An 11,734-nucleotide genomic window follows, 5' to 3' on the forward strand; every position below is an offset into this window, starting at 1 on the left:
AGGTTTTCCTGGCAGACGGCGGGGGATGGAGCAGGCGTGCCCAAGGTGTCCTCGGTGATCGTCCCGTACGCGACCTACTTGCGCGTGTACGAGCCGCTGGCCGCCTTCCCCGAACCCGAGCGCAGCCACTGGGCGCGCTACGCCCGCCGCGCCGACCGGCCCTCGTACCAGGACGAACTGCGTCGTGCCCTCGCCGACTTGCTGCCCACCCCGCCGGTCCCGGTGCCCGTGCACGAGAGCCCGGACGCCTTCGTGCTGACGGTGGACGGCGTGGTCTGCGTCTGCCCGTGGCGTACCCGGCTGCGCGGCTGGCAGGCGCTCGGCGATCTGGCCGAGGAGCTTCCGGCGTCGGTCCTCGACGCGGTCCTGCCGCCCGTCGTACGGCGGCAGGCGACGCAGGACTACGAGCGGTGGCTGGAGCGCAATCCGGACGCCCGGCCCTGGATCCGCACCTCGACGTGGCAGGTGCCGCTGCACTGGTTCGTGCTGGTCTCGGACGAGGAGCGGCGCTACGAGAAGGGCACCGGCGAGGTCCCCCCGCTGCTGCGCTACCGGACGCCGATGGTGGAGGCGCGGCGCCGGGTGGCGCGGGCGCTGCGGACGCTGAAGGACACGATCGACGAAGGGCCGCTCATCGACGGCCTGGTGGACGTGGGGCGCTGGCTGGAGGAGTTCCATCCGCGGTCCCGGGTCGAGCTGGACTACGGCGGCCTGGTGCATGTCCTGCCGGCCGGTGAGCTGGAGGACGACCACTCGGCCGCGGACGTGGCCGAGGGCATCGCTGCGCTGCGCTCCGGGGACGGGACGGCGGCGGGTGTGGCGTACGGCCGGCTGGTGGAGCGCTGGCGGTCGGTCCGGGACCGGCGCTCGGCCAACTAGCCGCCATGTGGCGCGCGTCACTGTGGGTCAGGTCACGAACTGACGTTTGACCAGACGCCCGTTTTGGGGTTTCGTCCTCCTTCTGACACGCCTGACGTTCCTGAAGTTTCGTCAACATGGGACGTAGGACCCGATCCGGGCGTTCGCCCCAAGGTGTGTCAAGCGTGATGGACCGCACTTACGCGGCCCTTGCGTCTCTTGCCCTCCCTCATGCCAAAATAGGACAAGGAGTCCGGGGAGGACTCCGCTCGCATTGCACGCTTTGGGGGGTCTGGTGACTCCTGATCGCCCTGTGACTGATCGTCACAGTGGCGTGACTGTCCGCTATGGCATGGTCCATCGGCTTCCGTCGCTGATGAACACCTGGAGGGGCAATTCCATCGGTTTGGCCGACGCGGCTGGACAGATGGTGTAGTTGTAGTGCCGAGGACAAGCCGTTCGTCCTATAACCGACTCGACTCGCGTCCGCCATTTCGGGCAACGCGGGTCAAGGTGCAGAATTTAGAGGAAAGAACCGAGAAGGTTCGGTTCTCCCGAGGAGGCCGCTCATGACCGCTCGCACCCCTGATGCCGAGCCGCTGCTGACCCCGGCTGAGGTCGCCACCATGTTCCGCGTCGACCCCAAGACGGTCACGCGGTGGGCGAAGGCCGGAAAGCTCACGTCCATCCGTACGCTCGGCGGGCACCGCCGTTACCGCGAGGCCGAGGTCCGCGCTCTGCTCGCGGGCATCCCGCAGCAGCGCAGCGAGGCCTGAACAACTTCATAACCGGGCATTTCGGCAGGTCCCCCAACGTGCCGAGGCGTTCGGAACCCACAGCTCCAAGCGACGCGGGTCCTGCCCCAACAGGACCCACGCCCAAGGCTTCAGGCAACTGACAGGGTGTGTCGTGGATCGCGCTGGACTCCGCCGGGTCCAGCGCGATCTTTTTTGTGTGCGGAACCCATGCTTGGCGAGGGCTCTGTGTGTGGCCTTGTCGGAGCCTGGGGAGGGGTGTCGGATCTCCTGTGGACGCACCCTCATGGGGGGTGCAATTGCACATATTAAATTGACCAGTTGTAGGCGGGGTGTAAGTACCGCGGTTCCGGAAACTCATGCGGTGACACCCGTCACATGCCAGGGAGCTTGTTGCCCCTGGCGTATGTGCGCTAGTGGAAGCACGCGTTCCAGCGTCCCACGCGCGTACGGGTGTTGGGGCCGGCGAGGGTCACGCGGGCGAGGGACTCTCGTCCTGGGCGGACTCGTCCTCGGCGGGCTCCGTAGGGGGCGGCGCGGAGTCCATGGCGAGCCGCAGGAGCTGATGACAGATCGGACAGTGCCGAGTGAGATGCCGGTAGGAGGAAGCGGCCGCCAGATGCGCGCGGAGCAACGCCCGCGTCTCGTGCCTAGCCGAAGCCGCCATACGCCACCTCCAGGGCCCTACGGAGAAGGGGCCCTGGTTTCTGGGTACCGAGCGAATGTGACGCCGTCAAGACGGCGAGCGGCGCCGCCGGTTCGGCTGCCCCCTGGGGGTCTGCCGCCCCCTGGGGGCCTGCGGCCCCCAGACCCCCTCGCCTGGATGAAGCAGGCCCACACACGAAGAAGGCCCACACCGGATGGGTGCGGGCCTTCTTCGATCTATGCGGTCCTGACGGGATTTGAACCCGCGGCCTCCACCTTGACAGGGTGGCGAGCACTCCAAACTGCTCCACAGGACCAGGTTTCGCGGCGCTTATTGCTGCGTTGCGCTGCGAGAAGAGACTGTACAGGAGGGTGGGTGTCCTGGTCGAACTCACCCTCCGTACAGGATCCGTCACGGTGCCAGCGTGTCGATCGTCTTCACGATCCGCTTGTCCGAGACCGGGTACGCGGTGCCGAGCGCGTGCGCGAAATAGCTGACCCGGAGCTCCTCGATCATCCAGCGGACGTCGAGAACCTGCTGCGGGACCGGACGGCCCTGCGGCATCTGCTCCAGCAGCCAGGCGTACTCGTCCTGCATCTCATGGACCTTCTCCATACGGGTGGTGTCCCGCTGGACGTTCGTCGGCATCTGCTGGAGCCGCCGGTCCGCCGCCACCAGGTACCGCATCAGGTCCGGCAGCCGCCGAATGCCGGTGCCCGTGACGAAGCCGGGCTTCACCAGCGCGTTGAGCTGCTTGCGGACGTCCGTCAGGTTCGCCAGCAGCGCCGGGCTCTGTACGGCCTTCAGACGGCGCTCACAGGCCTGCCAGGCGGCCAGCACCTGCTGCACCTGCCCGACCGCACGGACCGTGGTGTCCACGATCTCGGCGCGCACCTTGTCGTACAGCTTCCGGTACGACTCCTCGTCCCACGCCGGTCCGCCGAAGTCACCGATCAGCTTGTCCGCCGCCGCCATCGCGCAGTCGTCGAACAGCGCCTGGATCGAACCGTGCGGGTTCGCCGACAGCGCCAGCTTCTGGGCGTTCGTCAGCTTCTCGGACGCGAACTTCGCGGGGTTGACCGGGATGTTCCGCAGGATCAGGCGGCGCGTGCCCTTCCACATCGCCTCCGCCTGCTCCGCCTCCGTGTCGAAGAGGCGTACGGAGACCGTGTCGCCGTCGTCCACCAGCGCCGGGTACGCCTTCACCGGCTGACCCGCCCGCCGCGTCTCGAAGACCCGCGTCAACGTGCCGATCGACCAGTCCGTCAGGCCCTTGCGCTCCAGGGACTCGCCGCCCTCCCGGGACGCGGTGGCCGCGGCGGCCTGGGACAGCGCCTGGCGCGCCTTCGGCTTCAGGCGGAGCTTCAGCGCCTCCAGGTCCTTGTCCTCGGCCAGCTTGCGTCGCCGCTCGTCGACGATCCGGAAGGTGATCCGCAGATGGTCCGGGACCTTCGTCCAGTCGAAGTCCTCGGCCTCGAAGGGCACGCCGACCATCCGCTTGAGCTCACGGGCCATGGTGACCGTCAGCGGCTCCTGGAGCGGGACGGCCGTGGCGAGGAACCGCTGCGCGAAGTTCGGCGCCGGCACGTAGTTGCGGCGGATCGGCTTGGGCAGCGAGCGGATCAGCTCGGTGACCACTTCTTCCCTGAGCCCCGGGATCTGCCAGTCGAAGCCCTCGTCCGTGACCTGGTTGAGCACCTGGAGGGGGACGTGGACCGTCACACCGTCCGCGTCCGCGCCCGGCTCGAACTGGTAGGTCACCCGGAACTTCAGCTGACCCTGCCGCCAGGAGTCGGGATAGTCGGCCTTGGTGACCGCCTCCGCCGACTCCCGGATGAGCATCTCCCGCTCGAAGTCCAGGAACTCCGGCCGCTCCTGCCGCTTCCGCTTCCACCAGGAGTCGAAGTGGGTGCCGGAGACGACGTGTTCGGGCACCCGCTGGTCGTAGAAGTCGAAGAGCGTGTCGTCGTCCACGACGATGTCCCGGCGCCGCGCGCGGTGTTCGAGCTCCTCGACCTCGCTCAGCAGCTTGCGGTTGTCGGCGAAGAACTTGTGGTGCGTGCGCCAGTCGCCCTCCACGAGGGCGTTGCGGATGAACAGCTCGCGGCTGACCTCCGGGTCGATCCGGCCGTAATTGACCTTCCGCTGGGCGACGATCGGGACGCCGTACAGCGTGACCTTCTCGTACGCCATCACCGCGGCCTGGTCCTTCTCCCAGTGCGGCTCGGAGTAGGTGCGCTTGATGAGGTGCCCGGCGAGCGGCTCGACCCACTCGGGCTCGATCTTCGCGTTGACGCGGGCCCAGAGCCGGGAGGTCTCCACCAGCTCGGCGGACATCACGAAGCGCGGGGTCTTCTTGAACAGGGAGGAGCCCGGGAAGATCGCGAACTTGGCGTTGCGGGCGCCGAGGTACTCGTTCTTGTTGCCGTCCTTGACGTCCTTCATCCCGATGTGGGAGAGCAGGCCGGCGAGGAGGGAGACATGGATGCGGTCGCCGGGGGCGTCCTCCTCGTTGAGGTGGATGCCCATCTGCTTGGCGACGGTCCTGAGCTGGACGTAGATGTCCTGCCACTCACGGATGCGCAGGAAGTTCAGGTACTCCTGCTTGCACATCCGGCGGAAGGAGCTGGACCCGCGTTCCTTCTGCTGCTCGCGGACATAGCGCCAGAGGTTGAGGTAGGCGAGGAAGTCGCTGGTCTCGTCCTTGAAGCGGGCGTGCTGCTGGTCAGCCTGGGCCTGCTTGTCGGCGGGGCGCTCGCGCGGGTCCTGGATGGAGAGCGCGGCGGCTATGACCATGACCTCGCGGACACAGCCGTTCCTGTCGGCCTCCAGGACCATCCGGGCGAGGCGGGGGTCGACGGGCAGCTGGGCGAGCTTGCGGCCGGTGTCGGTGAGCCGCTTGCGTACGTCCTTCTGCGTGGGGTCCAACGCGCCCAGTTCCTGCAGCAGTTGGACGCCGTCGCGGATGTTGCGGTGGTCCGGCGGGTCGATGAAGGGGAACTTCTCGATGTCGCCGAGGCCGGCCGCGGTCATCTGGAGGATGACGGAGGCGAGGTTGGTGCGCAGGATCTCGGCGTCGGTGAACTCGGGCCGGGCGAGGAAGTCGTCCTCGGAGTACAGCCGGATGCAGACACCGTCACTCGTACGACCGCAACGGCCCTTGCGCTGGTTGGCGCTGGCCTGCGAGATCGCCTCGATGGGGAGCCGCTGCACCTTGGTGCGGTGGCTGTACCGGCTGATCCGGGCGAAGCCGGGGTCGATGACGTACTTGATCCCGGGGACGGTCAGCGAGGTCTCGGCGACGTTGGTCGCCAGAACGATCCTGCGGCCGGTGTGGGGCTGGAAGACGCGGTGCTGCTCGGCGTGGGAGAGCCGGGCGTAGAGGGGCAGCACCTCGGTGAAGCGGTACCGCTTCTTCTCCAGCGCGTCGGCGGTGTCCCGGATCTCCCGCTCGCCGGAGAGGAAGACCAGGATGTCGCCCTTGCCCTCGGCCTGCAGTTCCTCCACGGCGTCGCAGATGGCGGTGATCTGGTCGCGGTCGGCGTCGTCGGAGTCCTCTTCGAGGAGCGGGCGGTAGCGCACCTCGACGGGGTACGTACGTCCGCTGACCTCGATGATCGGGGCGTCGCCGAAGTGCCGGGAGAACCGCTCGGGGTCGATGGTGGCGGAGGTGATGACGACCTTGAGGTCGGGCCGCTTGGGCAGCAACTGCGCCAGGTAGCCAAGCAGGAAGTCGATGTTGAGGGACCGCTCGTGGGCCTCGTCGATGATGATCGTGTCGTAGGCGCGCAGCTCGCGGTCGGTCTGGATCTCGGCGAGCAGGATGCCGTCGGTCATCAGCTTGATGAAGGTGGCGTCCGGGTTGACCTGGTCGGTGAACCGCACCTTCCAGCCGACGGCCTCGCCGAGGGGGGTGTTCATCTCGTCCGCCACCCGCTCCGCGACGGTGCGGGCGGCGATCCGGCGGGGCTGGGTGTGCCCGATCATGCCGCGCACACCACGGCCGAGCTCGAGGCAGATCTTCGGGATCTGGGTGGTTTTACCCGAACCGGTCTCACCGGCGACGATGACGACCTGGTGATCGCGGATGGCGGCCGCGATGTCGTCCTTCTTCTGGCTGACGGGCAGCTGCTCGGGATAGCTGACGGCCGGGACCCGAGCGCGCCGCTCCCCCATCCGCTCCTCGGCCCTGGCGACCTCGGCGTCGATCTCGCCGAGCACGGCCTCGCGGGCCTCCGGCTTACGGATCTTGCGCGCACCCTCGAGCCGCCGCCCGAGCCGGTGCGCGTCGCGCAACGACAACTCGGTCAGACGGGAGGCGAGGGCGCCGAGGGCGGGGGCAGAGTGCGTAGACATACGCGATCCAGGATCTCATCCCGGCCAAAATCCTGGCGAACGCTTTTGCCCGCGGCGCCGGAGCAGGTCAGAGCGTTGCACCGAGGTGCGCAGACGGAGTGGGGGAGAAAGATCAAAGGCCCCGACCGGGTGGTCGGGGCCTTTGGGTTGTGGCTGGGGCCGGGGTCGAACCGGCGACCTATCGCTTTTCAGGCGATCGCTCGTACCAACTGAGCTACCCAGCCACGAAGCTTCCGGGGAAGCTTCAGCGGTCCTGACGGGATTTGAACCCGCGGCCTCCACCTTGACAGGGTGGCGAGCACTCCAAACTGCTCCACAGGACCAAGCTTTGTGGGCGACCACTAGTGTCGCACACGGTTTTGCGTGCCCCCAACGGGATTCGAACCCGTGCTACCGCCTTGAAAGGGCGGCGTCCTAGGCCGCTAGACGATGAGGGCTATCGGCCCGCCTGGGCGCTTCTCAGCGCGTCGGGGACGTGAGAAGCATATGGGATGGCGGGAGGGATCGCCAAAACGGTTTACGGGGAGGGGGACGGGGGGCTGCTTCCGCCCGGTTGGTTCTCCTCCGGGATGTGGCGGCTGACCTCGGCCGTGGTGAGCCCCAGACCGCCCAGTTCGATCTCGTCCCAGGCCTGGAGGCGCTGGCTGTCGCGGTCGAAGTACAGGATCGAGGTCTCGATCGGGTCCGGGTACTTGCCCTCGATCGCCCGCAGGCCGCTGCCGCCCGTCGACCCCTCGATGCGCAGGCGCGTCCCCCGCTCCAGGACCTCCATCTCGTCGTGGTGCAGATGGCCCGACAGGACCAGCGGCACCTCGCCGTCCACCTCGCGCGCCGCCGACGGTTCATGGGCGATCGCCACGTCCACCGGGGTGCCCGCCGCCCGCTGGTCGCGCAGGGCCGAGGCGAGGCGTGCGCCGGCCAGCTCCTGGGAGGCCTCGGCGCCGTTCTTGTTCGTGCGGTCGGGGGTGAACTGCGGATCGCCGATCCCGGCGAAGCGCAGGCCGGCCACGGTCCGGGCCCGGCCCTCGTCCAGGACGTGCACGTTGTCGAGATCCTCCAGATACCGCTGGGTGATCATCGAGTCGTGGTTGCCCCGGACCCACACGTACGGCGCTCCCAGGTCCTCGATCGGGTCCAGGAAGCCGTTCTCCGCCGCCGTACCGTGGTCCATCGTGTCGCCGGAGTCGACGATCACATTGACCTGGTACTGCTCCACCAGCGAGGCGATGATCTTCCAGCTCGCCGGGTTGAGGTGGATGTCCGAGACGTGCAGGACCCGGATCGTCGTCGGGTCGGGCTGGTAGACCGGCAGCGTGGACGTGGCGTCGTAGAGCTTCGTCACGTTCGTCACCAGCCGCGCCAACTCCTTCTGGTAGACGTCGAATTCGGTGACGATGCTGCGCGCGTCGCCGACCAGGGAGGGCGCGGAGGACAGCAGGCCGGAGAACTTGGGTTCCAGGACGGAGTTCGGGTTCCAGGTCGCCGCTGCGGTGCCGCCGGAGGCCGCCAGCAGGGTCAGGGCCAGGCCGCCCGCCGCGAGGGCGCGCCGGGGTCGGCGGTAGACGGCGAGGCCGAGTGCCGTAGCCCCGGCGACGACGGCGACGCAGGAGCGTACGGCGAGGTCGAGGGTGCCGTCGGCGACGTCCTGGGCGACCTCCTCCTGGAGGCCGGAGAGGCGCTCGGGGTGGTCGACGAGGGCCTGGGCGCGCTCGGGGTCCAGCTGGTCGACGTTCACGTCGAGGCGGACCGGCGCGACATGGCTGTCCAGCTCGAGCGCGCCGAGCGGGGAGACGTTGATCTTCGTGCCGCCGCTGACCGACGGGCGCAGGGTCATCGTGGTGTTCATGGGGCCGACGGACACGCGCACGTTGCCCACGATCAGCAGGCCGAGCCAGGCGCCGAGCAGGACGACGGTGATCAGGCCGAGGGCGCGGCTCCACGGGTGCGGCTGCGGGACGAGCTGGATCGTGCTGGGCGCCTGGCGGGCGCGGTAGTGGCGGGCCAGGGTGCGCGGGGCCTTTCGTATCCGGTGGGCGACGGTCAGGACTGCGGCGGGGACGCGAGCCATTGGTCCCGTATGCCCAAGTGCGCGGGCGGATATGCCGGGTGCGGGCGGCTCTCGTACGGCCGTCCCGTGCCGGACAATGGGCCTGTGCTGGAGATGACGCGCGAGGAGTTCGAGGAACTGGTCGCCGAGGCGCTCGACCGGATCCCGCCGGAGCTGACGCGGCTCATGGACAACGTGGCGGTGTTCGTCGAGGACGAGCCGCCCGCCGACGATCCCGAGCTGCTCGGGCTGTACGAGGGGACGCCGCTGACGGAGCGCGGCGAGTGGTACGCGGGTGTGCTGCCGGACCGGATCACGATCTACCGGGGGCCGACGCTGCGGATGTGCGAGTCGCGGGAGGACGTGGTCGCGGAGACCGAGGTGACGGTGGTGCACGAGATCGCGCATCACTTCGGGATCGATGACGCGCGGCTGCACGCACTCGGGTACGGGTGAGCCCTGGCTGATGCGGGTCGCGTGTCCTCTTGTGGGCGGCGGGAGTTGGGCAGGTTGACTCCTTCATCCTCCACCGGAGGTGGCTGCCCGTGCGCCCCTTGCCCGTACCTGTCCGTCTGGCCGCCACGGTCGTGGCCGCCGCCGCAGCAGCCGGTTGTATGAGCGTGGGTGACGACGGTCCCGCCGGGGGCGCGAAGCCGTCGCACTCCGCCGGGCGGCACGGCGGGGAGGCGCCGGACGGGGGTTCGGCGGTGTCCGGCGGCGGCTCGGGGTACGGCGCCGCGGCGGCGGACGGCAAGCGCGGGAAGGACGGCAGGAAGGACGGGAAGGGCCGCAAGGGCAAGGACGGGAAGCCGGCGTCTCCGTCGGCGTCCGCGTCGGACGAGCCCAGCGGCGGTCCCGCTGCGCCCGGAAAGCCGGGGAAGACCGAGAAGCCGGGGGAGCAGCCCGAGCCGACGAAGGCCCCGCCGACCCCGACGCGCACCGAGGACCCCACTCCCACCCCGACCCCGCCCGAGCCCACGGTCACGCCCGAGCCGACGGTCGCGGAACCGTCCTCCTCGGCGCACGGGGAGGCGGAGCCGCAGATGTTCCAGCGGGAGCCGGCGCCGGAGGCGGGGGCTCAGGTGTGACCTACGTCTAGCCGATTCGGTTTGCCTTCACCGGGGCAGAGTGCGTATGGTGGTAGATCGTTTGATCCCATTTGCCCGGCGCCAACGCAGAGCGCGCCGTGTGGCGCGTTCTCTCCCTTGCCGTGGCTGACCGCATAGAGGCGGTCGTATTGCGAAATCACGGAGTTGACGGGCGCGTGCCGACGAGACTCCGGAAGGTTTCGCATACGCATGTCCATTTCCAGTACTGATCACGTCGTCGTGCCCGAGAACGACGAGACCAACGACGAGACCAGCACCCCCGAGATCACCTTCGCGGATCTCGGCCTCCCCGAGCCCGTGGTGCGCAAGCTCGCGCAGAACGGCGTCACGACCCCCTTCCCGATCCAGGCCGCGACCATCCCGGACGCCCTGGCCGGCAAGGACATCCTGGGCCGTGGCCGCACCGGCTCCGGCAAGACCCTCTCCTTCGGTCTGCCGACCCTCGCCCGCCTCTCCGGCGGTCGTACCGAGAAGCACCGCCCGCGCGCGGTCATCCTCACCCCGACCCGTGAGCTCGCGATGCAGGTCGCGGACGCGCTCCAGCCCTACGGCGACCAGCTCGGCCTGAAGATGAAGGTCGTCTGCGGCGGTACGTCCATGGGCAACCAGATCTACGCCCTCGAGCGCGGTGTCGACGTGCTGGTCGCCACCCCGGGCCGGCTGCGCGACATCATCAACCGCGGCGCCTGCTCCCTGGAGGACGTCCAGGTCGCCGTCCTCGACGAGGCCGACCAGATGTCCGACCTGGGCTTCCTGCCCGAGGTCACCGAGCTGCTGGACCAGGTTCCGGCGGGCGGTCAGCGGATGCTGTTCTCCGCGACGATGGAGAACGAGATCAAGACCCTCGTCGACCGGTACCTCACGGACCCGGTCCTGCACGAGGTCGACGCCGCCCAGGGCGCCGTCACGACCATGTCGCACCACATTCTGATCGTGAAGCCCAAGGACAAGGCGCCGGTCACGGCCGCGATCGCCTCCCGCAAGGGCCGCACGATCATCTTCGTCCGCACCCAGCTGGGCGCCGACCGCATCGCCGAGCAGCTGCAGGACGCCGGTGTGAAGGCCGACGCGCTGCACGGCGGCATGACGCAGGGCGCCCGTACCCGCGTGCTCGCCGACTTCAAGGACGGCTACGTCAACGCGCTGGTCGCCACCGACGTCGCCGCCCGCGGCATCCACGTCGACGGCATCGACCTGGTCCTCAACGTGGACCCGGCCGGTGACCACAAGGACTACCTGCACCGCTCCGGCCGTACCGCTCGCGCGGGCCGCTCCGGCACGGTCGTCTCGCTGTCCCTGCCGCACCAGCGCCGCCAGATCTTCCGGCTGATGGAGGACGCGGGCGTCGACGCCTCGCGCCACATCATCCAGGGCGGTGCCGCCTTCGACCCGGAGGTCGCCGAGATCACCGGCGCCCGTTCGATGACCGAGGTGCAGGCCGAGTCCGCGGGCAACGCCGCGCAGCAGGCCGAGCGTGAGGTCTCCCAGCTCACCAAGCAGCTGGAGCGGGCGCAGCGCCGCGCGGCCGAGCTGCGCGAGGAGGCCGACCGGCTGGTCGCCCGGGTCGCCCGCGAGCGCGGCGAGGACCCGGAGGCCGCGGTGGCCGAGGCGCAGGCGGCGGCGGTGGCCGAGGCCGCGGCGGAGATCGCCGTACCGGAGCAGCCGGTGGCGCGGGACGTCGAGAAGACGGAGCGCGCCGAGTCCTCCTCGTCGTACGAGCGCCGTGAGCGTCGTGACAACGACCGTGGTGGGTTCCGTCGGGACAACGACCGTGGTGGCCGTTCCTTCGAGCGTCGTGACAATGACCGTGGTGGGTTCCGTCGGGACAACGACCGCGGTGAGCGTTCCTTCGAGCGTCGTGACAATGACCGTGGTGGGTTCCGTCGGGACAACGACCGTGGTGGCCGTTCCTTCGAGCGTCGTGACAATGACCGTGGTGGGTTCCGTCGGGACAACGACCGAC

At 69.2% G+C, this 11,734-nt stretch carries 7 protein-coding genes, 4 tRNA genes and 1 pseudogene; 5 read left to right on the top strand and 7 right to left on the bottom strand.

The window, feature by feature from the left end; genetic code table 11:
* The first annotated feature begins 36 nt into the window (after positions 1-36).
* On the top strand, positions 37-879 hold the full coding sequence (locus AC068Z_RS12145) for a DUF8083 family protein (protein ID WP_478554504.1): 843 nt from the start codon (positions 37-39) through the stop codon (positions 877-879).
* A gap of 548 nt (positions 880-1,427) precedes the next feature.
* Positions 1,428-1,634 carry a developmental transcriptional regulator BldC gene (gene bldC / locus AC068Z_RS12150; protein WP_003949541.1) on the top strand — a complete coding sequence of 69 codons (207 nt, stop codon included), beginning with the start codon at positions 1,428-1,430 and terminating at the stop codon, positions 1,632-1,634.
* A gap of 451 nt (positions 1,635-2,085) precedes the next feature.
* Here the strand turns inward: bldC and AC068Z_RS12155 are convergent, their stop codons facing one another.
* The 7 genes from AC068Z_RS12155 to AC068Z_RS12185 all read right to left on the bottom strand — a co-directional run bounded on the left by AC068Z_RS12155 (position 2,086) and on the right by AC068Z_RS12185 (position 8,683).
* Entirely contained in the window at positions 2,086-2,280 is a 195-nt protein-coding gene (locus tag AC068Z_RS12155; RefSeq protein WP_478554505.1) for a DUF6274 family protein, read from the bottom strand.
* Positions 2,281-2,500: 220 nt separating this feature from the next.
* A tRNA-Asp gene (locus tag AC068Z_RS12160) sits at positions 2,501-2,575 on the bottom strand.
* A gap of 95 nt (positions 2,576-2,670) precedes the next feature.
* Positions 2,671-6,615, bottom strand: a complete 3,945-nt coding sequence (hrpA, locus tag AC068Z_RS12165) for an ATP-dependent RNA helicase HrpA (protein ID WP_478554506.1) — start codon at positions 6,613-6,615, stop codon at positions 2,671-2,673.
* A gap of 150 nt (positions 6,616-6,765) precedes the next feature.
* Positions 6,766-6,839: transfer RNA gene (locus AC068Z_RS12170), tRNA-Phe, on the bottom strand.
* A 24-nt stretch (positions 6,840-6,863) separates the two neighbouring features.
* A tRNA-Asp gene (locus AC068Z_RS12175) sits at positions 6,864-6,938 on the bottom strand.
* A 41-nt stretch (positions 6,939-6,979) separates the two neighbouring features.
* A tRNA-Glu gene (locus tag AC068Z_RS12180) sits at positions 6,980-7,052 on the bottom strand.
* Positions 7,053-7,132: 80 nt separating this feature from the next.
* Positions 7,133-8,683 (bottom strand): metallophosphoesterase family protein, encoded by a 1,551-nt coding sequence (locus tag AC068Z_RS12185; protein ID WP_478554507.1) that lies wholly within the window; start codon positions 8,681-8,683, stop codon positions 7,133-7,135.
* Positions 8,684-8,767: 84 nt separating this feature from the next.
* On the opposite strand from AC068Z_RS12185, the gene AC068Z_RS12190 reads away from it, so the two are divergent.
* The 3 genes and pseudogenes from AC068Z_RS12190 to AC068Z_RS12200 form a co-directional block, all read left to right on the top strand.
* Positions 8,768-9,118, top strand: coding sequence for a metallopeptidase family protein (locus AC068Z_RS12190; protein WP_359067165.1), 351 nt, complete (start codon positions 8,768-8,770; stop codon positions 9,116-9,118).
* Positions 9,119-9,207: 89 nt separating this feature from the next.
* Positions 9,208-9,750 (top strand): hypothetical protein, encoded by a 543-nt coding sequence (locus tag AC068Z_RS12195; RefSeq protein ID WP_478554508.1) that lies wholly within the window; start codon positions 9,208-9,210, stop codon positions 9,748-9,750.
* A gap of 285 nt (positions 9,751-10,035) precedes the next feature.
* Positions 10,036-11,734: pseudogene (locus tag AC068Z_RS12200) on the top strand (DEAD/DEAH box helicase); the annotation flags it as partial.

The sequence above is a fragment of the Streptomyces sp. NPDC043726 genome, from assembly GCF_056436565.1.